Origin of the sequence: Gordonia jacobaea (genome assembly GCF_001186365.1) — a bacterium.
Lineage (GTDB): Bacteria > Actinomycetota > Actinomycetes > Mycobacteriales > Mycobacteriaceae > Gordonia > Gordonia jacobaea.
The window spans coordinates 504,376-528,800 of the sequence record NZ_LDTZ01000016.1 but is presented as its reverse complement, the minus strand read 5'-3'; the positions used below and the strand labels follow the sequence as shown (position 1 = coordinate 528,800).

Below are 24,425 nucleotides of genomic sequence, written 5' to 3'. Positions count from 1 at the left end.
TTACCAGGGTACCGACTGCTGATTGCCGATGTGCCCCCACTCCTCACGCCGACGGCGGTACCGAGGGCGGCACGTCGGGTGTCTGCATGGGAGGCAATTGGCCGAAACTCCACGTCGTCGCGGTCTTGCCCGGTTTGTAGACGACGGCATGCTCGGATCCGATCTGCGGCCACGGTTCGCCCTCGGTGAGAATCATCGTTCCGTACACCTCGGTCGGGTTGGTCCCCGGACCGTTGATCGTTCCGGAGATGGTGCAGAACGCTTGCCCCTTGCTGTCGGGTTCGGCCTGATCACTCACGCCCGTAACGGTCAGCGTTCCCTGCGCGTACCCCGCCGTGTTCCCACCGAATCCGCCGATCCGCTGTCCGCGGAAACGCATGATCATCGCGATCACGGCGACGACGAGCAATATGACGAGAATGACGGTCAACATGGCATCAACCCTACCGACCCGACCGGGCATTTCGGGCGGCGAACGCAGCGTCGACGGTCATCGCGGCAGCCATCAGTCGACAGTTTTCGCGACGCAGCCAAGCGTTAGGCTGACCGGGTGCTTCCGACGCCCGGTTCCGACGCCACCGCCGACCTCGATTTCGCGCTCTCTCTCGCAGAGTCCGCCGACGCGCTGACGATGCGGCGCTTCGGCGCGATCGACCTCGAGGTCGACGCCAAACCCGACCTCACCCCTGTCTCCGACGCCGACCTCGCGTGCGAGCAGATGATCCGCGAACGCCTCGCGGCCGTCTTCCCCGACGACGAGGTCCTCGGCGAAGAGTTCGGCGGTGACGCGGTCCTGACCGGTCGGCAATGGGTCGTCGACCCCATCGACGGCACCAAGAACTTCGTGCGCGGCGTCCCGATCTGGGCCACGCTGATCGCTTTGTTGGTCGACGGCGTGCCGGTGGTCGGCGTCGTGTCGGCGCCTGCGTTGAGCCGCCGTTGGTGGGCCGCCACCGGTCACGGTGCGTTCGTCGCATTCGACCACGGCGACGCGCGTCAGATCGCGGTCTCGAATGTCGCCGACCTCGCGTCGTCGAGCCTGACCTTCTCGAGCCTGTCCGGCTGGGCCGACCGCGGAGTCCGCGACAAGTTCATCGACCTCACCGACCGTGTCTGGCGCGTGCGCGGCTATGGCGACTTCCTCAACTACTGCCTCGTCGCCGAGGGCGCCGTCGACATCGCGGCAGAACCCGAGGTCTCGCTGTGGGATCTCGCCCCGCTCGACGTCCTGGTCCGCGAAGCCGGCGGGCGCTTCACCTCGCTCGACGGCTCCCCCGGCCCCGGCGGCGGCAGCGCGGTCGCGACCAACGGACTCCTCCACGACGAGGTGCTCACCGCGCTCGAGGGTTAGCCCGCGGCGTCCTCTCCGACCTACCTGCCCGCTCGGATAGTCCGTGCGCAATCCCTGCGTGGCGACCGCCGACAGCTCCTAGCGTGTGCGTCTGAGACCCAACGCTCCAGGAGATTCGCGATGCCCAGCTTTCCCGCACTGACCCACGTGGCCATTACCGTCACCGACCTCGACGCCAGCACTCGTTGGTACACAGCGCTGTTCGACGCCGCGCCCGTCCTCGACGAAGATGAGGAGTCCGGCGATTTCCACCACGCGGTGTTCGCCCTCGACGGCGGAACCCTCTTCGGACTGCACACGCACACCGGCTCGGCGGCGTCGGGAAGTTTCGACGAACACAAGACTGGACTCGACCACATCGCCTTCGCCGTCAGTCGTGCGGAACTCGACGACTGGCTGGTGCGCTTGGACGAGCTCGGCGTCGCGCACAGCGAGATCAAGCACGCGCACTACGGATCCGGCATTTCTTTCCGCGACCCCGACAACATCGCGCTGGAGTTCTTCGCCCCTCCCGCGTGAGCTGCGACGAGGTCGTCACACCTGGGTCGCCGACTCCTCGCCGAGCACGACGAACTCGGTGCCGGGATCCTTCATCTCCTGCAACCGCGCGTAGTGAACGCCGGTCCCCGCGTCGGAAAGCACAGCCTGATGGATCGGCACGGCGACCCGCGGCGCCATCGCACGCAGGTAGTCGACCGACTCGCTGAGTTTCATCCACGGCGCGGCCGAGGGCAGCGCGAGCACGTCGATCTGCTCGAACGGAATGTAGAACGAATCTCCCGGATGCATGAAACGTCCTGGAGCCGTTGCTGTTCCGAGTACATACGCGACGTTGTCGACGACGGGGATCTCGGGGTGGATCACAGCGTGGCGTCCTCCGGTGAATCGCGCTGTCACCGCGCCGACGCCGACTTGGCCGCCCGCGAGCGCCGCGGTCCACTCCCCTGCGACATCGTCGGAGTTGAGTTGCGCGGCGGTCTGCGGATCGGCGATACGGATCGCCTGGGGGTTCTCGCCGACGAGATTCGGCAGCCGCCCGACGTCGCAGTGATCAGGATGCTGATGAGTGATCAGGATCGCGTCGAGTCCGGTGAGTCCTTCGAACCCGTGCGACATGGTTCCCGGGTCGAAGAGGATTCGCGTCCCGTCCAATTCGACGAGCACGCAGGAATGGCCGAAGTGGGTGATCTCCATGTGTCCACTGTGCTCTCACATATGGGTTTGCGCATTGATCCGAACGAACACCGAGTCACACGACTGAGGGAAACACACCCCATCCAGCAGCGGCGTCGACGATGCGGGCGACTCCGTAGACAAGCCACACACCGATCGCCACCACCAACACCGGCAGCAGTCGACGTAGGCGCAGTCGCCTCAATGCCCCCGGACCGGCGACGAGGCACACGGCTCCGGCCACGACTGCGATAGCGGTCGCCGCCAGCGTCAACGGCCCGAACACGTTGTAGGTGAACGCCCCGCTCACGTCACCGTGCATGAGGTGCACCCAACTGCGCGTGAGTCCGCAACCCGGGCACGGCAGACCCGTGAGCGCACGGAACGGGCAGAAGTCGGGGCCGTGATCGACCGAGTCCAGTGGCCACACGATCGCGGTGAGCAGTGCCGCCCCGCCGACGGCGACCACCATCGCCGGTCCGACACGGCTTCGTCGACCATCCGAACCCGACGGCGCAGCGGTATGGCGACCAGGGACGTCGGCGCGATCAGTTGACACGTGACCAGCCTAAACCGGCGAGGAGAACACTATGTTCGACGAGCGCGTGACAATCTCCTTACCGAGTAGTAAGGTTTGTACTTACTACCGAGTAAGATACTGCTCACGGTCAGTTCCAGCACCCGTGCGAAGAGAAATGGTTGTCATGACGACTCACACCGAACCCCGCGACACTTCCGCAGTCGGCAAGAACCCGCACAAGCGCAATGCCATCGGTACCGCCATGCGTGTGCTCACGACGGTCACCGGCTCCGACTTCGCGGAGAAGTACCAGATCCGTGAGCCCATCAACCGGATCGCCTACCAGGCGACCAAGACCGGCTTCCAAACCCTCGGCGCAGCCAACCGCGCGTTCAAGAAGGTGCAGGGCGGTTCGGGCGGCGCAGCGCGATTGAGCACCACGCCCAAGGACTACTTCAACCTCAACCCCGACGACGAGCAGCAGATGATCGCCGAGACGGTGAAGGAGTTCGCCGAGGAGATCCTGCGCCCAGCTGCCTACGATGCCGACGCCGCCGCGAGCGCACCTGACGACATCGTCAAGCGCTCCGCCGAACTCGGCATCACGATGATCAACGTGCCCGAGCAGTTCGACGGCGCAGCTTCCGAGCGTGGCGTCGTCACCAACGCCCTCGTTGCCGAGGCAATGGCCTACGGCGACATGGGACTTGCCCTCCCGCTCCTCGCCCCGAGCGGCGTCGCAACCACTCTCACCAACTTCGGCAGCGACAGCCAGCAGAAGACCTACCTGCCCGACTTCGCAGGCGAGAACGTGCCGCAGTCGTCCGTCGTCATCGCGGAGCCGCGCGCGCTGTTCGACGCATTCTCGTTGCAGACCAAGGCAACTCGTGTGCCGAGCGGCTACCGGCTCAACGGCGTGAAATCCTTCGTGCCTGCCGCCGGTTCGTCCGAACTGTTCATCGTCGGAGCCGCGCTCGACGGCCAGCCCGCGCTGTTCATCGTCGAATCCGACTCCGAGGGACTGATCGTCGAAGCAGATCCGGGCATGGGCGTGCGCGCCGCAGGTATGGGTCGTCTGCTGCTGCAGGACGTCGCCGTCCCCGAAAGCGCACTTCTCGGCGAAGAAGCCGGCGAGGCAGCTCTGGCCGCGTATCGCGACGTCGTACGTCTGTCACGCCTCGGTTGGTCGGCGCTCGCTGCCGGAACCGGCAAGGCCGTCCTGGACTACGTGATCCCCTACGTCAACGAGCGTGAGGCATTCGGCGAGCCGATCTCCAACCGGCAGGCCGTCGCCTTCATGGTCGCCAACATCGCGACCGAGCTCGACGGCATCCGCCTGGTCACACTGCGTGGCGCGTCGCGAGCCGAGCAGGGTCTGTCGTTCGCGCGCGAATCGGCACTCGCACGCAAGCTGACCATCGACAAGGGCCTGCAGATCGGACTCGACGGCGTGCAGTTGCTCGGCGGTCACGGCTTCACCAAGGAGCACCCGGTCGAGCGTTGGTACCGCGATCTGCGTGGCGCAGGCATCGGCGAGGGCATCGTCGTCCTCTGACGGCGGCTGTCTTCCGACGACGAGACCGACCGAGAAAGCATCTGACATGGCAATCAATCTGGAACTCCCCCGGAAGCTGAACACCACGATCGACCAGGCCCACCAGGCCGCGGCCGAGATCTTCCGACCCATCTCGCGCAAGTACGACCTCGCCGAGCACTCCTATCCCGTCGAACTCGACACTCTCGCAAGCCTGTACGACGGCCTCGCCGAAACCGGCCAGGCAGGTGCGGGTGCCGACGGCGGGCGAAGCCAGGAGAAGAAGGCCAAGCCGGAGCGCGAGGGCGCAAATATCAACGGCGGCAACATGCAGTCGGTGATGAATGTCATCGAAACATGTTGGGGCGACGTCGGTTTGACGTTGTCGATGCCCTATCAGGGCCTGGGCAACTCGGCCATCGCCGCTGTCGCCACCGACGAGCAGCTCAAGCGCTTCGGCAAGGTGTGGGCCGCCATGGCCATCACCGAGCCCAGCTTCGGCTCCGATTCGGCCGCGGTGACAGCCACCGCCAAGCTCGACGGCGACGAGTACGTGATCAACGGCGAGAAGATCTTCGTGACCTCCGGTTCGCGCGCCACCCACATCGTGGTGTGGGCCAGCGTCGATCGCAGCCTCGGCCGCGCGGCAATCAAGAGCTTCGTCGTGCCGCGCGAGCATCCCGGCGTCGAGGTGGTGCGACTCGAGCACAAGCTCGGCATCCGCGTCTCCGACACCGCCGTGATCCGCTTCGAGAACTGCCGCATCCCCAAGGAGAATCTGCTCGGCAGCCCCGAGGTGGATACCAAGAAGGGTTTCGGCGGGGTCATGCAGACCTTCGACAACACCCGCCCGCTCGTCGCGGGTATGGCCGTCGGTGTTGCGCGTGCCGCCCTCGAGGAGTTGCGCCGCATTCTGGAGGAGGCGGGCATCGAGATCGACTACGACAAGCCTGCCGAGAACCAGCACGCCGCCGCGGCCGAGTTCATCCGGATGGAGTCCGACTTCGAGGCCGCCTACCTGTTGACGATCCGCGCCACGTGGATGGCCGACAACAAGGAACCCAACTCACTCCAGGCGTCGATGGCCAAGGCCAAGGCTGGCCGCACCGTCACCGATGTCACCAACAAGGCCGTCGAACTGACTGGCACGCTTGGGTATTCGGAGCGACTACTGCTCGAGAAGTGGGCCCGCGACTCGAAGATCCTCGACATCTTCGAGGGCACCCAGCAGATCCAGCAGCTCATCATCGCGCGCCGCGTGCTGAACAAGAGCAGCGCAGAACTCAAGTGAAACACTGACTCTCGACGGGTCACGAGCCCTGCGGCACCACCGTGCCGCAGGGCTCGACTCTTTCCCGACCGCCGACCGAGCCGCCCCACCGCTGATCGAGCCGCACCCACCGCTGATCGAGCCCCTCCCGCTGATCGAGCTTGTCGAGATCACCCCGCCGACCAGCTCACACCGCCCACGCGAGCGCGAGCCCGACGGCGCAGGCGGCAGTGGCCGCAGCCACCGAGCCCACCGCGTTGCACAGCGCGAGTCCGCCTGCGCGCCGCTCGGCCAGACGCACGGTCTCGACGCTCGCCGTGCTGAAAGTCGTGTAGCCGCCGCAGAATCCAGTGCCGACAATCGCCTGCACCTCCGGCGGCGCCCCGTGGTAGATCACCAACCCCGCGAGCACGCCCAGCAGCAGCGAGCCGGAGACGTTGATGATCAGCGTCGCCCAGGGGAACGTCGTGTTCCGCCAACGTTTGATCGCGCCGTCGACGACGAACCGCGCTACGGATCCGAGCGCACCTGCGATGAGCATCGCCAGCACCGTCACGACACACCGCCTCGCCGCACCGCATTCCTTCGACCCGCCGCACCCGCCACGACGATGCCCGCCCAGGCGCCGAGCACGCCGAGGACAACGCTGAGAACCGCATACGCAACCGCTGCCGCCGGTGCGCCGTGATGGCCGAGTTGGGTGGTCTCGAGCGCGAACGTGGAGTACGTCGTGAATGCCCCGCAGAGTCCGGTGCCCGCAAAGACACGCACATTACGACGCCAGCCGTCGTCGGGACCTACAAGTGCCAGGAACCCCAGCAACGCGCCGAGCACGAACGCACCGCTGATGTTGATCGCGAACGTCGCCCACGGCCATCCGGTGCCGACCGTGGGGAACGCCTCCTCGATCGCATAGCGCAGACCCGTTCCACAGATCCCGCCGAGAAAGACCAGTGCGATCGCTCCGAACTGCAGGTGCAGAGGACGGTCGGCCGGCGCGTCGGGATCGATGTCCGCGATGTCACTGCCCGATCTGTTGCGCGAGCCGCGCCAGGACGTCCGGATCCTCGATGGTCGACGGCACGGCGTACTCCTGGTGATCGGCGATCTGCCGCATGGTCTTTCGCAGAATCTTGCCCGACCGCGTCTTCGGTAGCGCGGCAACCACGGTCACGTCGCGGAACGTCGCCACCGGTCCGATCTCGTCGCGGACCTTCGCGATCAGCTCGTCACGCAGCGTGCCGGGATCGATCTCGACACCCGACTTGAGCACCACGTAACCACTCGGACGCTGGCCCTTCAGATCGTCGTGGATACCGATCACGGCGCATTCGGCGACTGCGGGATGCGACGCCACGACGGCCTCGATGCTTCCGGTCGACAGGCGGTGCCCGGCGACGTTGATCACGTCGTCGGATCGTCCGAGGATGAAGATGTAGCCGTCGTGATCGATGTATCCGGAGTCGCCGGTCAGGTAGTAACCGGGGAAGGCGTTCAGATACGAACTGCGATAACGCTCTTCGTCGCCCCACAATCCGGTCAATGTGCCCGGCGGCAACGGCAGTGCGATCACGATATTGCCTTCGACGCCCGCATCGACCACGTTCCCCTCGGCGTCGACGACACCGACCCCGAAGCCCGGGACGGCGACGGTAGCCGACCCCGCTTTGACCGGCATCGGTTGCAGCCCACGCAGATTGGCCGCGATCGCCCATCCGGTCTCGGTCTGCCACCAATGGTCGATCACCGGTACACCGAGCACGTTCGACGACCAGGCGAGCGTGTCGGGGTCAAGCCGCTCACCGGCGACGAACAGCGCGCGGAGCGACGAGATGTCGTACTGGTCAAGAAGTTTCGCGTCAGGGTCGGTCTTGCGGATAGCCCGGATCGCGGTCGGCGCGGTGAACAGCGCCTTGACTCGATGCTCGGCGATGACTCGCCAGAAGGCTCCCGCATCAGGTGTGCCGACCGGTTTGCCCTCGTACATCACCGTCGTCGCGCCGACGAGCAGCGGCGCGTAGACGATGTACGAGTGACCGACGACCCATCCGACGTCCGATGCGGTCCACCAGATATCGCCTGCGCCGATGTCATAGATGTTGGCCATCGACCAGGTCAGTGCGACAGCGTGCCCGCCGTTGTCGCGCACAACTCCCTTGGGCTTTCCCGTGGTGCCCGACGTGTAGAGGATGTAGAGGGGGTCCGCCGCCGCGACGTCGACGGGTTCGGTGAGACCGGCCGTCTCCATCTCGGCATCCCAGTCGAGCCAGGTGCGCCCCTCTTTGCCCGACGAGCCATAGTCAGCGGCGGAGCCCGCCACCTGCGGGCGATCCTTCACGATGACCGTCGAGACGGCGCTGTCGGAGAGGTCGAGGGCACTTGCCACCATCGGCAGATACTCGACGCTGCGTCCTGGCTCCAGACCGCCCGATGCGGTCACGATCGCCACCGGCTCGGCGTCGTCGATGCGTGTGGCGAGTTCGGGGGCGGCGAAGCCACCGAACACCACCGAGTGCACTGCGCCGAGCCGCGCGCACGCGAGCATGGCAATGGCTGCCTCGGGGATCATCGGCATGTAGATGATGACCCGGTCGCCGCGCGAGACACCCCGGCGGCGCAGCACGTCGGCGAATCGTGAGACCTCTACGAGCAGCTCGGCGTAGGTGTACTCGCGGATCTCGTCGACCATCGCGGAGTCCCAGATCAGCGCGAGTCGGTCACCGTGTCCCGCAGCGACGTGTCGATCGAGCGCGTTGTAGCAGGTGTTGAGTCGACCATCCGGGAACCAGCGATACATCGGCGCTGCCGAATCGTCGAGCGCGACCGTCGGTGGAACCGACCATTCGACGTCGGCCGCGGCCCGCAGCCAGAAGTTCTCCCTGTCGTCGACGCTGCGCGCAAAAGTGTCGTCGTAGCTAGCCATCGAACGCTCTTCTCGCGCTCAGTCCAGGTACTTCTCGACAACGTCGGCAGGCCTTGTTGCCGCGGCGTCGGGATCCTGGCCGGCGTCACGTTTGGCCTGACGCTGCCGCAACAGGTCCCAGGCCTGATCGAGAGATACCTCGATCTTCGACAGGCGCGCGTTCTCCTCGTCCGGCGTGATGTCGCCGCGCCCCACCTTGGCACGAAGTTCGTGCTCCTCGGCGATGAGGTCGTTGATGTGTTCGTGGATTTGCTTGTCGGTCGCCATGACCCCCACGTTAGTCCCGACGATGCGCCACGAGCCGCAAATGTCAGACCGCAGCCTCAAATGCCGCCACGATCTCTGACGAGATGCGACCGCGGTTGCTGATCTCATAACCGTTCTCGCGCGCCCACGCTCGGATCGCCTGCGTGCGCGGATGCGCCCGCTTGGAGGGGCGCTCGTTGCCCGAACCATTCGCAACGCGAGAAACTGCAAGATACTTCTGAAGCGATTGTGCGAATTCCTTCGCATGCGCAGGTGACGTGTCGAACTCGTACTGTTTTCCGTTCAGACCAAAAACAACGGTCACCGCTTCGTCCAATTCAGAACCGTCGAGATCGTCGACGAACCTGACTATCTTCTTTGTCGCCATAGTGGCGGTCCCCTCCCTCGTATTACGCCGGAACCCGACAACCCCGGCGGCACCCGTGACTCGACGCAACCCTTTAGTGACGAGCATCACTACACCAGGTCAGTGCACTGTGTTCGCACACGTCACGCTGCCGACCGCACGGTTCACCCCCCGGACGGACCGTGCGCCTGTTGCCCCTACAACTCTCAGCACACGCATTGTCATCGAATCGGAATGAGTATATCGAATCTCCGATTGAAGGTGCTCATCAACGCGTCGGATTGTCGAATTCACATAAAGCCAAAGTGTGCCGCTCGCATCGCAAAGTGAAAAATCGACGTGAGCCTAAGACTGCCACCACCGGCCGCTCCGGTGTCTAGTAAATCGGGTGTTGTTCATCTGCATCCACTGCGGGGAGGTGTGATGACAGCAATCTATTCCGACGCTGCGGCCTGCCACCGGGTCGCCGCGAATCGAGAAGCTGCCACCCGACGACGTCCCCCGAGATGCTCACGCTGGTCGAACTGACACGGGCCCGGGCCCTTCCTTCGACGCACCATCGAGTTGGGCTGCCGGCCGGGGTCGCCCTCAGTTCTGTTCGTACACTGCCGATTCCGGGGTGGACGGGCCGCTTCAGAGAAGGTACAGGCCAACGGCTCCGCGCGCGTCTCAAAGATCACGTGGCAACGGAACCTGAACATCCCGCACCCGTGGTGACGCTCGGCCCCGCGTCGCGCGATCATGACGCCGCACACGGCGCGGCGTCGGCCACAGATGCGAACTCGACTGTTGCTCAACAACAGTCGCCCGACGTGTCGACGTGGTGGAAGGTCATCGCCGTGGCCAGCCTGGTGACCGGCTAGTGGGGCGCGAGGTGCGCCGAAAAAGTTGTCCACAGATCCCTCTTGCCCGACCGCCGCCGTGCCGGTTTTGTCGGTACCCCTTCGTACACTTGTGCCCATAAGTTCGATCGCCGCGGAGGGGAGGTGATTCAGATGTCCAGTGTGTTGACGTTCACCGATCCGGATGCCGACGTCGCCACGATCAGATCCATGTCGCGAGAGGAGCTCACCGAGACCGGCCGGGAGTTGTTGCGCGAGTCCCGCAAGCACGAGGCCCGGACGGTCCTGGCGGGCGCGGCACTGGCTGAGCGGGTGTATCGCGAGCACCTCGCCGGTCGGTCCGAGACCAGTGTGTGGGGTTCGGTGATCGAGCATGCCGAGAAACTCGGGCGAGCCGAAGTCTCTTTGCAATTCGGTGTCTCTCGAAGCAAGGCCGGGAGTTGGGTGGCGTTGGCGGATCTCCTCGAGAAATTCCCGCTCATCCGCGCCGCCTATCTGAACGGCGACTACTCCACCAACCGGATCTCGATCATGGCGCGCGCCGCCCAACGTGGTGGAGACATCGATCCCGACTACATCGAGGGTGATGACTCGGAGATGTCGTTCGAAGAGATCGTCTTGGACTACGGTTCCCGCGCCACCACCGACCCAGTGCTGTCCCAACAGCTCGACGCCGCGTTGATTTCGATGAGCCCCGACAGTGTCACCGAGGAACGCGACACCATTTCCGAGTTGGTGGGTGACGTCACCATCACCGCAGAGGTGGCGGGCCACTCCAACCTGGATGCGGTCATCCCCGCCCACTATGGGGTGTTCCTCAAATCGCAGATCGACACGCTGATCGATGAACGCACCTGCCGCAAAGATCCCCGTCGGCTCGGGCCACTGCGGGTGATCGCGCTCGGGGAGATCACCGGCGTACCGGGAGCGCACCTCACCTGCGACTGCGGCCTCGACACCTGCCCAGCACGGGTCGCCCTGCTGACCGAGCCCGCCGACGCCGAGGACGCGCAAGCATGCGAAGCCCTGCTGCCCGCACCCGCCGAAGCAGTGGAGCCGGTCGCCGAACCCGGGGTTCCCGACCCGACCAATCCAGCTACCCCGACCGAGGTGCCGGTCCCGTTCGGACGAGCCCTGGTGATGCCCGATGCACCCGTGTTGACAGTGCTCATAGACCCCGACGGTGTGCTTGTACCCCGGTTACAGGGATACGGGCCGATCGATCCCACTTATGCGACCACCCTCGCCGATGTGGCGAAGACCATTCACTACCCCGAATCCGCACGTGCCGCCGGACCACTCATCCCGCAGATCTCCGACCGACCCCAAGCACCACCCGCCGATCCGACCGGCCACGGTTCTCACACCGTGCCACCACCTGGGGCATTGACCTATGCACCCAGCGCCACGTTGCGCGCCGAGGTGCTCGCCAATGACGCCTGGTGCCGATACCCGCTCTGCGGCATGCCCTCCTACCTGTGCGACCTCGACCATTGGCGACCCTTCAACCACACCGACCCCGAGGCCGGCGGCTGGACGGCACTCGACGACCTCATCCCACTGTGCCGGGCCGATCACCAGCGGAAACATCTTGGAGAGTGGGTACCGACGCTCCACACCGACCGCAGGGTGGAATGGCGTAGTCGGCGCAGCGGCCAGGTGATCGTCACCTATCCGCGGTGACATGGTTTCGCGATGGGAGAGAACCCAAATGGCACAAATGAATCCGGCCCCACCGAGACGATTTGCGTCGTCCCGGCGGGGCCGGTTCCTAGTAGCGGGGACAGGATTTGAACCTGCGACCTCTGGGTTATGAGCCCAGCGAGCTACCGAGCTGCTCCACCCCGCGTTGGTGAACACCACGTTACAGGTGCGTTCGGCGCAGATGCAAATCCATTGCGCCACCCCTTCTGACCTGCGGCGATGCGTCCAAAAGTGGCTTCGGCGAGCGTCGTGGTGACCGACGACACATTTGCCCGCATCACCCCGCCGACCGCACGCCCATCAGACCCGCGAGTTGCTGCGCGAGCGGGTTCAGATTCAGCTTGTCGGGGTCCTTCTTCGGCGTCGAGTCCCACGGCTGCGGGGTGTCGGGGTTGGCGGTCGAGACTCGTTGTGCGCCACGGACGGCCGTCGGGTTACCGAAGGGCACGGTGCAGCGCGCCTCGGTGTTGAACGGGAACTCGTCGTAATTGATGTCGAAAGTCGGCTTCTCACGTCGAACACGCGCGAGCATCGCGTCGGTCGACTCGTAGCCCTGCGTGCACGCCGGCGGGTTATTGGTCTCCAGGACGACGCCGAAGTGGATCTGACCGTCGCCCGGCGCCGTCGTATGCCCCTGCGCCGACAGCAGACTGAGCATCGCGAAGGCGTTTCCGATGTTGTAGCCCGCGGGCTCGATGGTGCGCGCAACCTCGGAGAGTTGCCCGACCACCTTGCCGATGTCGCCACCGTTGCGCTGGATGAGTGTGGAGATCTGCGTGGCCGATGTCGTGCCCGTCGTCAGCAGCCTGCGCAGATCGGGATCCGACGACGCGAGCGTCGCGGTGATTAGATCAAGGCTGCGCGACCACGCCAGGATCTGATCCGACTGCGCCGCTTGCGTCGCGAGCACCGAGTCTGCCGAATTGATCAGCGAGATCACCTGCGGCAGTGAGTCAACCCCGGCGCGCGAGAGCTTCCCCAGCGAGTCGACGAGCCGTGTGAGGTTATCCGCCTGCCCGTTGAACGCCGCGCCGAGCTGGGTGATCACGGTGTGCAGATCGTCGATCGGAATCGACGAGGTGAAGTCGAGCGCCGACGACACGACGTCTTCGATCGGCGGCGGGACGGAAGTCTTGGTGATGACCGATCCGTCGTGCAGGAATGGTCCGGACCCCGACTGCGGTCGCAGATCGACATACTGCTCACCGATAGCCGACCGATTCGCCACCACGGCAACCGAATTCGCGGGAATGTCCGGCCCGGAGGATTCGAGGATCAGCGGCACGGTGACCCCGTCCGACCTGAGCGCCAGTGTGCCGACACGACCGACCGGCACGCCCATATAGGTGACCTCGGCGTTGGTGAAGATGCCGCCGGACTCCGGTAGATGAGCGTCGACCGTGTAGATCCCCACGCCGACAACACGATTGAGATGCACGTAGCGAATGCCCGCGTAGATCGACACCACAAGCCCGGCGATGATCAGCACAGCGATCTGGATTCGAGCGAGCCGACTCAGCGGTGGCATTTTCCCCGACCTCCCCAACGAACAATCGGCACCCGGCGAATCGAGCACTCGCGATTGTCACATTAGCCATCGGCATCGACGATGCTTGCATCGTGAAGGACCGATGTGATGGTCCCGTGAACCACGGCTTTCAGTGCGCCAGAGCACATTTGGGCGCACGATGAGACCGGCAAGACAGGACCCACAACGACTCTCGGCGTCGGACCGCTATGGTCCGACGCCGAGAATCATCGTTGCTCGAGGTCAGTTACCCGCGGGCAGTGACTCGTACTGCTGCACAGCCTTGTTCAGCCGGTCGAGTGCCTCGCCGTAGGCGGTGAAGTCGCCCTTGGTCTGCGCATCCTTGAGCTGGCCGAGTGCAGCACCGATCTCCTTCACCGCGGCCTCACGCTGAGGTGACGAAGGCCCCTGCTGGGTCGGTTGTGTCGGCTGCGCGATCGGCTGTTGGCCATCGTTGCCGACATCGACCGGCCCGTTCTCGGGTGTCGTCGCCTGGGCGGGCGAGATGCCCACCTGCTTGAGCGCCTCGGCCACCGTCGCCGCGTAGCCCACGCGGGCCTCGTCGCTGGCCGCGTTGAAGTAGACCAGCACGCGGTAGAGCTTCGGTATCGCGGAGTCGTCGGTCTTCGACTGCGTGTACATCGGCTCCATGTAGAGCACGCCGTTCTGTCCCACCGGAAGGGTGAGCAGATTGCCGTAGGTGACCTTGGTGGTGTCCTCGACCTGTTTTCGGTCGGATGCCACGGGTCCGGCGCTCTTCATGTTTTCTTGTGCCTGCTGCGGTCCGACGGTCTGCTTGGTCGTCGGCAGCGTCTTGACGGTGATCTTGCCGTAGTCGTCGGGGTCCGACGACGCCGTCATGTACGCCGAGAGGAATCGGCTGTTGAAGCCGTTCATCACGGTCGTCAACTGGAACTCGGCCTGCGGCCCACGCGGCGAGGCCGCGGTGAAGTAGTACGGCGGCTGGCTCAGGCCCTGCTGGGTCGCGTCATCCTTTGTCGGGTCGTTCGGGATCGACCAGAAGTCGTTGCTGCGGAAGAACGTTCCCGGGTCCGACACGTGGTAGCGCGACAACAGCGCACGCTGGATCTTGAACAGATCCTCGGGATAGCGCACGTGCTGCTTGAGGTCTTCCTGCTTGTCGAAGTCGCTGCGCGGCTTGACCGTTCCGGGGAAGACCTTCATCCAGGTCTTGAGTACCGGGTCATTCTGGTCGACCTCGTACAGGGTCACCTTGCCGGTGTACGCGTCGACGGTCGCTTTCACCGAGTTGCGCACGTACGACACCTGCTTGTTGACCTGCGTCCTGCCGGTCTGTCCGCGGTTGAGCTCCTGGGCGTCGGTCGTCGCATCCTGCAGCGACGTCTTCTGCGCGTACGGGTACGTCGCAAGGGTGGTGTAGCCGTCGACGATCCACTTGATCGACCCGTCGGCCATCACCGACGGATACGTCTTGGAATCCACGGTCAGCCACGGTGCGACCTTCTTGACGCGGTCGCGGGGGTCACGGTTGTAGATGATCTTCGAGTTGGAGTTGATCGCGTTCGACAGCAGGATGTTGCGTTCGGTGTACTTGACCGAATAGAGGATCCGGTTGAACCAGTTGCCAAGTGAGACACCCGAATCGGCACTGTAGGTGTAGTTCTTGCCGTCGAGGTCGTACTCGCGGTCGCCTTCTGTGGAGCCGACGATCGCGTAGTCGGGATCAACCTTGGCGATCAGCTCGCCGAAGTAGATGCGCGGCTGACTCACCTTGATCGGAGCATTGGCCTTGTAGTCTTCTGTCTGGTAATTCTCCAGGTCGCTCACCGCGAACACCGGCAGGCCACCACGGTCACTCTCGGCATCCGACGACGCTTCGTCGACGGTGTTCGCCTGCGCGGCAATGAATCCGTTGCCGTGTGTGAAGACGGTGTGCTTGTTGATCCAGTTCTGCTGGTTGGCGTCGAACTTGCTGGGATCGAGTTCGCGTGCGGCGACGATGAAATCGCGCTGCTGACCGTCGACGGTGTAGCGGTCGACGGCGAGCTGCGTCGGGAATCCGTAGAAGTTCTTGAGTTTTTGACGCTGGGTGAATGCGGGCTCGATCACGTTGGGATCGAGGACGCGGATGTTCGACAGCGTTGCGCTGTCATTGTTGACCGCGACAGGATCGGCCGGTTGTTGTGTCCAATTGCGTTGATATTCGACGTTGGTGCCGTCGACGAGGCCGTACGCCTGTTTCGTCGCATCCATATTGCGTTGGATGTATTCGAGTTCTTTCTGGGCCGCGTTCGGCTTGACCGAGAACTGCTCCATTGCCAGCGGCCAACCGACGCCCATGACGAGCGCGGTGAACAACATCAGCACGGTCGCGAGCGCAGGGACACGCAGATCGCGCATCACCGCACCCGCGAAGAATGCGACGGCACAGATGATCGCGACGACCATGAGGATCAGTTTCGACGGCAACACCGCGTTGATGTCGGTGTAGCTCGCGCCGGTGAAGATCTCCTGCTTGCGCTGACTCGACAACAGCGAATATCGATCGAACCAATACGACACCGCCTTGAGCACCAAGAAGGTTCCCGCGAGGACGGCCAACTGAATACGCGCGGCGTTGGTGATCGAGTTGCCTCCGCCACCGAGACGAATGCCGCCGAAGAGGTAGTGGGTGATCAGGCTGGCGAAGAAGGAGATCACCACGACCACGAACAGGATGTTGAGCACGAACCGATAGAACGGGAGGTCGAAGGCGTAGAACCCGACGTCGAGACCGAACTGTGCGTCGCGTTGCCCGAACTCGGTTCCGTGCAGGAAGGTCTGCACCGTGGCCCACGACCCCTGCGCGACGAGCGCGAAGATCAGTCCGATGAGGATCGGCGGGATGATCGCGTACCAGCGGATGTGGCCCATGATCGAGGCCCGGTACCGGGCCAGTGGGTCATTCGGACCGCTCGCGGGCACGAAAACCGGACGCGACCGATAAGCCAGCGCAACGGCTCCGAAGATCAGACCGCCGGCGAGGACGCCGACGATCAGGAAAAGCGCGATGCGTGTCCAGACGATCGTGGAGAACACCTCGGTGTATCCGACGTCGGACATCCACAGCCAGTCGGTGATGATGCTGACGAGCCGTGGCCCCACCAACAACACCACGAGGATGGCGACACCCACCCCGATGGCAATCTTGCTTCTGCGCGACAGTGTCGGCATGCCCGCCGGCCCGCGTACGCCCACTAACCCACTCTCCCAGTGCCATCGTTCTCGGTGCGATCGTTGTTCTCAGCGCGATCATTGCAGGGCGTACCCGGTTCGGTCATTTCGGACATCTCCGGGGCTGCCGCACCTCACAGCGCGATCGTGGCATTCACTGTACTGTCCTCGCGCGGGCGCCATCGGATCCCATGGTCCCGGTACGTCTTAGTGGCACACGAGGCAGTATTGACAGCCATGACCGACGAGCACACCGACCGCGGCCAGTTCTCCCCCGACGATCTCGGTCGCGCACTGCACGACATACTCGATCACGTCGAACTCGGCGGGTGGGGTCAACCGCCGCAGTTGTTCGCTCTGGTGCCGACGAGTCTGATCGCCGAGCAGAATCCCGGCCTGGTCGACGAGGACGACGATTCCGCGCTGAGTCCCGTAGCGCAGGAGCCACTCGAGGTCTCCGCGGGCGACGAACCGTACGCACAGCTCGAAGAGTTCTTGGCGACGGCGACGTGGAGCCCGCCGGTGGAAGGCGTGGCGCTGGTTCTGGAGATCGTCGTGTTGCCTCCGGATGCCGAAGGCGACCTCGACTCCGCATTCGAACCACTCCTCGCCGATCCCGCCGCGAGCGAGTCCGCAGCGCGCGCCGCGGCCCGCAAACATCCGTCGGCCCGCACGGCACGCCTGGCCGTTGGCGCTCTGCGCGGTGGAAAAACGCTGTCGCTGATGCGGTTACAGCCCGCCCCCGACGACGATCCCGATGCGCCGATGGAATTGCTCACGCATCCAGAATTGGCGTCGACGCTGCAGTCGGCGTTGGCTGCCACGCTCGACGACCGCGAGGCGCAGGGGTAGAACTCAGCAGCCTGGTCAGCGCCGGATCAGCAGTGGGGTGCGTCCTTGCCCGCGCGTACGTCGTCGAGTGCCGAGAGCGCGGAGTCGAGTGAGTTGACCTTGACCAGTTGCAAGCCGTCGGGAGCGTCGGACTTGGCTTCTTTGCAGTTGCGTTCCGGCACCAGGAATACGGTGGCTCCTGCTTCACGGGCGGCGAGGGTCTTGTGTGTGATCCCGCCGATGGGGCCAACTGTGCCGTCGTCGGTGATCGTCCCGGTGCCTGCGATGAACTTGCCGCCGGTCAGCTCGCCGGGCGAGAGGCGATCGATCACCGCGAGTGTCAGCATCAGACCCGCTGACGGTCCGCCGATGTCGCCGACGTTGTAGGAGATCTTCAGGTTGGGGTCAGCGTTGACCACATCCGGGGTGAGTCCGATGTAGGCGACGTCGTTGTCGTCGGGGCGAGCGGCGGCGGTGACCGTGACGGTTTGTTTGGTGCCTGCGCGATCGATCTCGATCGGGATCTGTGCACCCGGCTTCTGCTTACGTACGGCCGACTGCACGTCCTCCGAGGTCGAGACCGCTGCCCCGCCGACCGACAGGATCTGATCGCCCTGCCGCAGCACCTTCGACGACGGTCCGTCTGCGGCGACGGAGTCGACGATCAGCTTGGTCGGACGGTCGAGGTGGCGCAGCGCTGCTGCCGTCGCGGTGCTCTCCGACCCGGTCATCTGCTGCTGGTTCTGTTCCTGAACCTGCTGCGTGGTCTGGTCGGGCGGGAAGATCTGCTCACGGGGCTGCACGGTGTAGCGGCCCGAGACCCACAGACGGATCGAGTCGAACAGGGTGAGGCCGTCGCTGACCGACACCGTCGTGAGATTGAGGTTTCCGTCCGTCGGGTCGACGGGGGTACCGGTGATGTCGACGACGGGCTTGTCGTCGAGCTTGCCCAGCGTGTTGACGGTCGGACCTGGTCCGAGGGCGACGAAGGGCACCTGCACCGTTGTGCCGACGACGATGAGAATGAGTAGGAGCAGCGTCGTCACTGCGATGGTGGCGATTCGGCGGGAATGCTGCCGCACCATCGTTGCGGGACCTGTCATTCCGCCCACCATAATCGACGCCACGAGCGGGATATGCAGGCAGGCGTGAGCGGGCGCGCTTGAGTCGATGTCGCGCAGCGTCGAAGATCATTGAGCGAACTACGCTCAAGGCGAACGGCTCGCAGGTCACCCATGGTCGACTCGGACGGTACCGTGGAACCCATGAGTGATTTGCCCTTCGGTTTCTCCCCGTCCGGCGACGGTGACGACAACAACCGCGACAAGAACCGCGACGACAAGGGCAGTGGTGCGTCCGGCGGCGCCTCTGGTGGCGGCGAGTCCGCACAGAATCCGTTCGGCTTCGCGCTCGGCGGTGAGTCCCTCGACCCTGCGGCACTCGGCCAGGTGTTCAGCCAGCTCGGGAGCATGCTCAGCGGGATGGGTTCCGGGACCTTCGGATTCGGCGGTCAGGGCAAGGGGTCGGGGCCGGTCAACTACGACCTCGCGTCGAACCTCGCCCGCCAGCAGATCGGGAACTTCACCCCAGTCCTGGAGCGGGAGACGAACGCCGTCACCGACGCTGTGCGTCTCGCCGACGTCTGGCTCGACGACGCGACCACACTTCCCAGTGGCGTCAGCAAGTCTGTCGCGTGGACGCCGGTGCAGTGGCTCGAAGAGACCATGCCGACGTGGAAGCGCCTCTGCGATCCCGTCGCCCAACAGCTTTCGCGAACCTGGGAGCAGAATTTGCCTCCCGAGGCAGCGCAATTCGCTGGTCCGATGATGGGCATGCTGACCCAGATGAGCGGCATGGCCTTCGGCACCCAGCTCGGTCAGGGACTCGGCCAACTCGCCAAGGAGGTTCTCACCTCCACCGATATCGGTCTGCCCCTTGCACCCGAGGGTGAGGCCGTGCTGCTCCCCGAGGCGATCGCGGCGTTCGCCGAAGGACTCGAGCAGCCGGCACAGGAGATCGTCGTCTTTCTCGCCGCACGTGAGGCCGCACATCTGCGCCTCTTCACGCATGTGCCGTGGCTGCGCCAGCGTCTGTTCGCGACGGTCGAGGAGTACGCGCGTGGCATCACCGTCGATTTCAGCGGCATCACCGACCTCACCGCGAACATCGATCCGGCACAGCTGTTCTCCGATCCGTCGAAGCTCGAGGAGCTGATGAGTTCGTCGGCGTCGTTCGAGCCGACAACAACTCCCGAGCAGAAGGCTGCGCTGAGCAGGCTTGAGACTCTGCTCGCCCTCGTCGAGGGCTGGGTGGAACAGGTTGTGTCACAAGCACTTTCTGATCGAATCCCGAGCACGGCCGCGCTCACCGAGACCATGCGTCGACGTCGCGCGTCCGGCGGTCCCGCCGAGCAGACGTTCGCGACGCTCGTCGGACTCGAGCTGCGTCCCCGCAAGGTGCGCGAGGCGTCGGCCCTGTGGCGCCAACTCGCCGAGGCCAGCGACATCAACAATCGCGACGGCGTCTGGGCGCATCCCGATCTGATGCCCGACGCCGACGACCTCGACAATCCCGCGGGCTTCATCGACCGGGTCATCGGCGGCGACGTGGGCGGCATCGACGAGGCGATCGCCGAACTGGAACGCACGCTCGCCGAGGAGGCAGCGAAAGACTCCGGCGACGAGCCCGAGTCCGGGTCCGGCGATGACAAAAAGGACGACGGCAACGCCTGACGTGCTCGACATCTGTGCATGAAGGCCGGCGCGCTGCGTCGGCTGTGGATAACGTCGCGCTGCTCGGCACGCGCACGGATTCTGCTGGCAGAGTTGCCGCATGGCGCGACGTGCACGTGAACTGCTGACATCGACGGCGGCCGCCCCTCAGTCGATTGCAGCTGACTCGGATGAGTCTCTGCCGGTTGTCATTCCGGGCACCGTCGTGGTGATCCGACCGGGAAATCGGCTGCAGATCGGTAGTGGCCCCGACAGCGGCATCGTGGTCGAACTCGACCGCGAGGTGTCGGCGCGGCAGCTCGCCAACCTACTCGTGAAGCTCGAGAATCCACAGCGAATGTCCGACGTCGCGACCGATCTCGCCGCGACAGGCCTGACGCCCGACGACCTGTCCACCCTGCTCGAACATCTGGTCGCGGCGGGCCGTGCGTTGCAGGGACTCGCGGCGTCGCCTCGGCGTATCGACGACCGGCTGCGTTGTATCCGCGTCCACGGCTCGGGGCCGTTGGGCTCGCATCTCGCGACGTCCCTGGCCGACTCGGGTTTCTCCGTCACGCGGTCGAGCGGACGGCCGTCGCCCGAGCATCCGGTGTCGGGGTGGCCGACGGATCTAGTGGTGCTCACCGACTACCTCGTGCACGACACGATGCTCGTCTCCGGACTCATGGACGCGGGACGGCCCCATCTGCAGGTGCGGATGCGTGACGGGGTCGGGATCGTCGGACCGCTGGTGCTGCCGGGACTCACGAGCTGCCTGTCGTGCATCGACCTACATCGCGCTGACCGTGATCCCGAGTGGCCGATCGTCGCGGCGCAGTTGGTGCGGGTCGCCGGTCACGGCCGGCCCGCCACGGTTCGGGCGACCGCCGCCCTCGCCCATGAGCACATCGAGCAACTGTCCGTGGCGATCTGCGCACCCCTGGGCGCGCGACCACCCGAGCTGTTCGGGCGCACCGTCGAACTTCATTCCGAGCCGACGACGAGGATCGTCACCAAAACATGGGTTCCGCATCCGTTGTGCCGGTGCCAATACGACGTCGCCGCCGGGTGATGGGGCCTGATGGCTGAGGCCGATCCTCAGGTCGGTCCTCTATCCTGTGATGGGGAAAGGACACCATGACCGACATCACACGCGGGCAGCATCGTCGCAACGCACGGTTGGCGACGCTACCCATCGGTATGGCAGGTCGAGCGGCCGCTGGCTTCGGCAAACGGATGGTCGGAAAAGACAAGGACGAGGTCAACCAGGAGCTCCTGGAGAAGGCCGCCGATCAGTTGTTCTCGGTGCTCGGTGAGCTCAAGGGCGGCGCGATGAAGGTCGGCCAGGCCATGTCGATCATGGAGGCCGCGATCCCCGACGAGTTCGGCGAACCCTTCCGTGAAGCGCTCACCAAACTGCAGGCCGAGGCTCCCCCGCTACCCGCGACGAAGGTCCACAAGGTTCTCGACCAGCAACTCGGCACGAAGTGGCGTCAGCGTTTCCGCGAATTCTCCGACGAGCCCGCGGCGTCGGCGAGCATCGGTCAGGTCCACAAGGGCGTCTGGTCCGATGGCCGCGAAGTGGCCGTCAAGGTGCAGTATCCCGGCGCCGACCACGCGTTGAAGGCCGACCTCAAGACGCTGTCGAGGATGTCGGGACTGCTGCAGAAACTCTCGCCCGGGACCGACGTCAAAGCAATGATGGACGAACTCATCGACCGCACCGAGGCCGAACTCGACTATCTCGGCGAGGCCGACAACCAGCGAGCCTTCGCGAAGGCATTCGACGGCGACTCCGATTTCGTCATCCCGAAGGTCATCGCGAGCGCGCCCAAGGTGGTCGTGTCGGAGTGGCTCGACGGCACACCACTGTCGAAGATCATCACCTCCGGCGATCAGGCCACCCGCAACGAGGCCGCCGCACGCATGGCGACGTTCGAGGTGAGCTCACCGTTCCGCGTCGGACTCCTGCACGGCGACCCGCATCCGGGCAACTTCTTCATTACCGACGACGGTCGCTTCGGTGTTCTCGACTTCGGCGCCGTCGGCCACTACCCCAACGGGCTACCTCCCGAAACCGGCCCCATCCTGCGGCTCGCTCGTGACAAGCAGTACGACGAACTGACCGAAGAGATGATCAAGGCAGGCTTCATCCTGCGGTCCCGCGCCGACCGGGTGAGCCCCACCGACATCGAGGCATACCTGAAGCCTTACGTCGACCCGCTCTACACCGAGTCATTCCACTTCACCCGTAAGTGGCTCCAACGCGCCGCGGGCAAGGCAACCGACGTGCGCGGCGACGTGTACAAGACGTCGCGAAACCTCAACGTGCCCAAGCAGTATGTGATGGTGTTCCGTGTCCTCGCGGGCTGCGTCGGCATCGCCTCGCAACTCGACGCCGAGGCCCCCTACCGGGCGATCATGGAGAAGTGGGTGCCGGGGCTCGCCGACTGAGTTTTCCGCGTGTCCGAATTGTCGTACCCACCCTGTAGCGTTGTTGTCAGATCGAACACACAAGCGATCACCGACATACCGGCGCAAAGGGGGGGCCATGACCGACATCATCGACGACCACGCCCCGACCTCACCGTTCCCTCACTCGCCGCTCTCGTTCACTCCCGCCGACATCGACACCATCGGTCACCTGTCCGGCGTCGAACTCAACGAGGTCGCCCGCACCACCCAACGCCTCGCACGCCAGGCCGAAGCACGCACCGCGCTCCTGGCCTACCGCATCGGCGAATCGATTGCCGACGACATGCTCGTCGTCGCCGCCACCCGACCGCACACACATCACGCCGTCGACAAAGCCGCGATCGCCGAAATCTCGTTACAGCTCGGCATCTCCCGATCACTGGCGCGCCGCTACGCCATCCTCGGCGCCCACCTCACCGACCTCCCCAACACCGCCACCGCATTCCTCGACGGCCGCATCCGGTTGTCCCGCATCGAAATCGTCGCCGACCAACTGTCGGTGCTCGACTCGTCGCTGCGGGCGAATGCCGAACCCCTCGCCCTCGAACTCGCCCGACGCACCTCCGCCGACTCCACCCTGCGAGATCAACTCTCCGAACTCGTGATCGCCCTCGACCCCGACGCCGCCGCGGACGCCCGCCACGACTTCGCCGACCGCAACCAAAACATCCACATCCGACCCGACACACACGGACACGTCACCCTCGACGGCTGCCTACCCGCCGAACAAGGCCTCCACCTCGCCCAGCGCATCTCCACACTCATCGACGAACGACTCTGTTCTGACGACCCACGCCCACAAGGCCGACGCCGCGTCGCCGCCCTCGCCGAAATCCAAGGCCTCCCCGGCGCCCACCTCACCTGCCACTGCGGCAATCCCGACTGCCCCGCCACACCACGTAACCCCGAAACACCATGCGACACAGCACCGTTCGACGAGGCCGACGTCGAAGTGGCCGCTGACAGCGCGACGTGCGAAGAGCAACCTGCCGAAGAGCCGACAGCCGAGCCCGCACAGCAGACGGCATTGGAGGTGCTCATCGATCCCGCCGGTGTCGAGGTTCCACGGCTCGTCGGCTTCGGAACAATCGACCCCGCCCACGCCGCCGAACTCGCGGCAGGCGTCATCGCACGGACCGTCGTGTTTCCCGACCTCACAACACTCACCACCACAGGGCCGCCGAGTCTCCCAGCGAACCTCACCTCGCCAGGGCTCAACCTCGCCGCGATGGCATCCAACCTCGCCTCATGGGGGCTGCCCGACAATCCCGCACCTCCCGCCGACCCCACCGGACACGGCGGCTACCCAGCCCCACCACCATGGGCGCTGCGATACCGACCACCCGACTGGCTACGCAAACAAGTCATTGCCCTGCACGGAGTATGCCGATACCCCGAATGCGGCAAACCCGCAGAACACACCGAACTCGACCACCTGGTCAAGTTCAACCACACCGACCCCCACGCCGGTGGCTGGACCGTGCTGTTCAACCTCGTCCCCCTCTGCAGACCCGACCACCAACGCAAACACCTCGGCTTCTGGACACCCACCATGCACACCGACCTCTCCATCACCTGGACCAGCACCCGCACCGGCGAAACCATCACCACATACCCCCGCTGACCACCTAGCCGCAGTGCATCGTCTTGTCGCATGAGCCCGATCCGTATGCCAGCCCGATCCGTATGACAGTCTGGGCCCATTTCCGGGGTCAACGTCATACAGATCACCGGACGCTCGAGCAGCACCCCGAC

The 24,425-nt window shown here is 64.9% G+C and carries 22 protein-coding genes and 1 tRNA gene; 11 read left to right on the top strand and 12 right to left on the bottom strand.

Annotated features, from left to right (window positions below; genetic code table 11):
* Positions 1-43: 43 nt before the first annotated feature.
* Positions 44-433, bottom strand: coding sequence for a hypothetical protein (locus ABW18_RS11140; RefSeq protein WP_049698996.1), 390 nt, complete (start codon positions 431-433; stop codon positions 44-46).
* Between the two features lie 117 nt (positions 434-550).
* On the opposite strand from ABW18_RS11140, the gene hisN reads away from it, so the two are divergent.
* Positions 551-1,351, top strand: a complete 801-nt coding sequence (gene hisN / locus ABW18_RS11135; RefSeq protein ID WP_049698995.1) for a histidinol-phosphatase — start codon at positions 551-553, stop codon at positions 1,349-1,351.
* A gap of 120 nt (positions 1,352-1,471) precedes the next feature.
* Positions 1,472-1,870 (top strand): VOC family protein, encoded by a 399-nt coding sequence (locus ABW18_RS11130; protein WP_049698994.1) that lies wholly within the window; start codon positions 1,472-1,474, stop codon positions 1,868-1,870.
* A 15-nt stretch (positions 1,871-1,885) separates the two neighbouring features.
* On the opposite strand, the gene ABW18_RS11125 is transcribed toward ABW18_RS11130, so the two are convergent.
* Together ABW18_RS11125 and ABW18_RS11120 are read right to left on the bottom strand one after the other, a co-directional pair.
* Complete coding sequence (locus ABW18_RS11125) at positions 1,886-2,545, bottom strand: MBL fold metallo-hydrolase (protein ID WP_049698993.1); 660 nt, start codon at positions 2,543-2,545, stop codon at positions 1,886-1,888.
* Positions 2,546-2,600: 55 nt separating this feature from the next.
* Positions 2,601-3,083: a DUF2752 domain-containing protein gene (locus tag ABW18_RS11120; protein ID WP_049698992.1), complete on the bottom strand. Its 483-nt coding sequence runs from the start codon at positions 3,081-3,083 to the stop codon at positions 2,601-2,603.
* A gap of 145 nt (positions 3,084-3,228) precedes the next feature.
* Here ABW18_RS11120 and ABW18_RS11115 point away from each other — a divergent pair, with 145 nt between their 5' ends.
* Positions 3,229-4,599 carry an acyl-CoA dehydrogenase family protein gene (locus ABW18_RS11115; protein WP_049699081.1) on the top strand — a complete coding sequence of 457 codons (1,371 nt, stop codon included), beginning with the start codon at positions 3,229-3,231 and terminating at the stop codon, positions 4,597-4,599.
* 46 nt (positions 4,600-4,645) lie between these two features.
* Positions 4,646-5,869 carry an acyl-CoA dehydrogenase family protein gene (locus ABW18_RS11110; RefSeq protein WP_049698991.1) on the top strand — a complete coding sequence of 408 codons (1,224 nt, stop codon included), beginning with the start codon at positions 4,646-4,648 and terminating at the stop codon, positions 5,867-5,869.
* A 166-nt stretch (positions 5,870-6,035) separates the two neighbouring features.
* On the opposite strand, the gene crcB (ABW18_RS11105) is transcribed toward ABW18_RS11110, so the two are convergent.
* Genes crcB (ABW18_RS11105) through ABW18_RS11085 form a run of 5 tightly spaced genes read right to left on the bottom strand, consistent with a single transcriptional unit; the run spans position 6,036 to position 9,405 of the window.
* On the bottom strand, positions 6,036-6,404 hold the full coding sequence (gene crcB / locus ABW18_RS11105) for a fluoride efflux transporter CrcB (RefSeq protein WP_049698990.1): 369 nt from the start codon (positions 6,402-6,404) through the stop codon (positions 6,036-6,038).
* The gene (gene crcB / locus ABW18_RS11100) at positions 6,401-6,913 is read right to left on the bottom strand and encodes a fluoride efflux transporter CrcB (RefSeq protein WP_049699080.1); all 513 of its coding nucleotides are present in this window, start codon (positions 6,911-6,913) and stop codon (positions 6,401-6,403) included. The genes crcB (ABW18_RS11105) and crcB (ABW18_RS11100) overlap by 4 nt, the downstream gene beginning before the upstream one ends.
* On the bottom strand, positions 6,870-8,771 hold the full coding sequence (locus tag ABW18_RS11095) for a propionyl-CoA synthetase (protein WP_049698989.1): 1,902 nt from the start codon (positions 8,769-8,771) through the stop codon (positions 6,870-6,872). The genes crcB (ABW18_RS11100) and ABW18_RS11095 overlap by 44 nt, the downstream gene beginning before the upstream one ends.
* A gap of 18 nt (positions 8,772-8,789) precedes the next feature.
* Positions 8,790-9,038 (bottom strand): DUF2630 family protein, encoded by a 249-nt coding sequence (locus tag ABW18_RS11090; RefSeq protein WP_049698988.1) that lies wholly within the window; start codon positions 9,036-9,038, stop codon positions 8,790-8,792.
* A gap of 43 nt (positions 9,039-9,081) precedes the next feature.
* Positions 9,082-9,405, bottom strand: coding sequence for a histone-like nucleoid-structuring protein Lsr2 (locus tag ABW18_RS11085; protein ID WP_049698987.1), 324 nt, complete (start codon positions 9,403-9,405; stop codon positions 9,082-9,084).
* Positions 9,406-10,064: 659 nt separating this feature from the next.
* Between ABW18_RS11085 and ABW18_RS22720 the strand changes: the two genes are divergently transcribed.
* Both ABW18_RS22720 and ABW18_RS11075 read left to right on the top strand, forming a co-directional pair.
* Complete coding sequence (locus ABW18_RS22720) at positions 10,065-10,247, top strand: hypothetical protein (protein ID WP_152930059.1); 183 nt, start codon at positions 10,065-10,067, stop codon at positions 10,245-10,247.
* A gap of 132 nt (positions 10,248-10,379) precedes the next feature.
* Positions 10,380-11,909: an HNH endonuclease signature motif containing protein gene (locus tag ABW18_RS11075; RefSeq protein WP_049699079.1), complete on the top strand. Its 1,530-nt coding sequence runs from the start codon at positions 10,380-10,382 to the stop codon at positions 11,907-11,909.
* A gap of 92 nt (positions 11,910-12,001) precedes the next feature.
* Here the strand turns inward: ABW18_RS11075 and ABW18_RS11070 are convergent.
* The 3 genes from ABW18_RS11070 to ABW18_RS11060 form a co-directional block, all read right to left on the bottom strand.
* Positions 12,002-12,075 (bottom strand) — tRNA-Met (locus ABW18_RS11070).
* Between the two features lie 132 nt (positions 12,076-12,207).
* A complete protein-coding gene (locus ABW18_RS11065) occupies positions 12,208-13,458 on the bottom strand; it encodes an MCE family protein (RefSeq protein ID WP_049698985.1) in 1,251 nt (416 codons plus the stop codon).
* A gap of 243 nt (positions 13,459-13,701) precedes the next feature.
* Complete coding sequence (locus ABW18_RS11060; protein WP_049698984.1) at positions 13,702-16,677, bottom strand: UPF0182 family protein; 2,976 nt, start codon at positions 16,675-16,677, stop codon at positions 13,702-13,704.
* A gap of 213 nt (positions 16,678-16,890) precedes the next feature.
* Here ABW18_RS11060 and ABW18_RS11055 point away from each other — a divergent pair, with 213 nt between their 5' ends.
* Positions 16,891-17,505, top strand: coding sequence for a PPA1309 family protein (locus ABW18_RS11055; protein ID WP_049698983.1), 615 nt, complete (start codon positions 16,891-16,893; stop codon positions 17,503-17,505).
* A gap of 26 nt (positions 17,506-17,531) precedes the next feature.
* On the opposite strand, the gene ABW18_RS11050 is transcribed toward ABW18_RS11055, so the two are convergent.
* The gene (locus ABW18_RS11050; protein WP_049699078.1) at positions 17,532-18,569 is read right to left on the bottom strand and encodes a YlbL family protein; all 1,038 of its coding nucleotides are present in this window, start codon (positions 18,567-18,569) and stop codon (positions 17,532-17,534) included.
* 180 nt (positions 18,570-18,749) lie between these two features.
* Between ABW18_RS11050 and ABW18_RS11045 the strand changes: the two genes are divergently transcribed.
* The 4 genes from ABW18_RS11045 to ABW18_RS23160 all read left to right on the top strand — a co-directional run bounded on the left by ABW18_RS11045 (position 18,750) and on the right by ABW18_RS23160 (position 24,294).
* Positions 18,750-20,216: a zinc-dependent metalloprotease gene (locus ABW18_RS11045; protein WP_049699077.1), complete on the top strand. Its 1,467-nt coding sequence runs from the start codon at positions 18,750-18,752 to the stop codon at positions 20,214-20,216.
* Between the two features lie 100 nt (positions 20,217-20,316).
* Positions 20,317-21,267 (top strand): hypothetical protein, encoded by a 951-nt coding sequence (locus tag ABW18_RS11040; RefSeq protein ID WP_049698982.1) that lies wholly within the window; start codon positions 20,317-20,319, stop codon positions 21,265-21,267.
* Positions 21,268-21,332: 65 nt separating this feature from the next.
* Entirely contained in the window at positions 21,333-22,649 is a 1,317-nt protein-coding gene (locus ABW18_RS11035) for an ABC1 kinase family protein (protein ID WP_049698981.1), read from the top strand.
* Positions 22,650-22,746: 97 nt separating this feature from the next.
* On the top strand, positions 22,747-24,294 hold the full coding sequence (locus ABW18_RS23160; protein WP_235434347.1) for an HNH endonuclease signature motif containing protein: 1,548 nt from the start codon (positions 22,747-22,749) through the stop codon (positions 24,292-24,294).
* The last annotated feature ends 131 nt before the right edge of the window (positions 24,295-24,425 follow it).

Bases quoted from the DNA above. Each gene is read 5' to 3' on its own strand.
- ABW18_RS11140 (WP_049698996.1), bottom strand. From the start codon at position 433: ATGTTGACCGTCATTCTCGTCATATTGCTCGTCGTCGCCGTGATCGCG.
- ABW18_RS11130 (WP_049698994.1), top strand. From the start codon at position 1,472: ATGCCCAGCTTTCCCGCACTGACCCACGTGGCCATTACCGTCACCGAC.
- ABW18_RS11125 (WP_049698993.1), bottom strand. From the start codon at position 2,545: ATGGAGATCACCCACTTCGGCCATTCCTGCGTGCTCGTCGAATTGGAC.
- ABW18_RS11115 (WP_049699081.1), top strand. From the start codon at position 3,229: ATGACGACTCACACCGAACCCCGCGACACTTCCGCAGTCGGCAAGAAC.
- ABW18_RS11110 (WP_049698991.1), top strand. From the start codon at position 4,646: ATGGCAATCAATCTGGAACTCCCCCGGAAGCTGAACACCACGATCGAC.
- ABW18_RS11095 (WP_049698989.1), bottom strand. From the start codon at position 8,771: ATGGCTAGCTACGACGACACTTTTGCGCGCAGCGTCGACGACAGGGAG.
- ABW18_RS11090 (WP_049698988.1), bottom strand. From the start codon at position 9,038: ATGGCGACCGACAAGCAAATCCACGAACACATCAACGACCTCATCGCC.
- ABW18_RS11085 (WP_049698987.1), bottom strand. From the start codon at position 9,405: ATGGCGACAAAGAAGATAGTCAGGTTCGTCGACGATCTCGACGGTTCT.
- ABW18_RS11075 (WP_049699079.1), top strand. From the start codon at position 10,380: ATGTCCAGTGTGTTGACGTTCACCGATCCGGATGCCGACGTCGCCACG.
- ABW18_RS11065 (WP_049698985.1), bottom strand. From the start codon at position 13,458: ATGCCACCGCTGAGTCGGCTCGCTCGAATCCAGATCGCTGTGCTGATC.
- ABW18_RS11055 (WP_049698983.1), top strand. From the start codon at position 16,891: ATGACCGACGAGCACACCGACCGCGGCCAGTTCTCCCCCGACGATCTC.
- ABW18_RS11050 (WP_049699078.1), bottom strand. From the start codon at position 18,569: ATGGTGCGGCAGCATTCCCGCCGAATCGCCACCATCGCAGTGACGACG.
- ABW18_RS11045 (WP_049699077.1), top strand. From the start codon at position 18,750: ATGAGTGATTTGCCCTTCGGTTTCTCCCCGTCCGGCGACGGTGACGAC.
- ABW18_RS11040 (WP_049698982.1), top strand. From the start codon at position 20,317: ATGGCGCGACGTGCACGTGAACTGCTGACATCGACGGCGGCCGCCCCT.
- ABW18_RS11035 (WP_049698981.1), top strand. From the start codon at position 21,333: ATGACCGACATCACACGCGGGCAGCATCGTCGCAACGCACGGTTGGCG.
- ABW18_RS23160 (WP_235434347.1), top strand. From the start codon at position 22,747: ATGACCGACATCATCGACGACCACGCCCCGACCTCACCGTTCCCTCAC.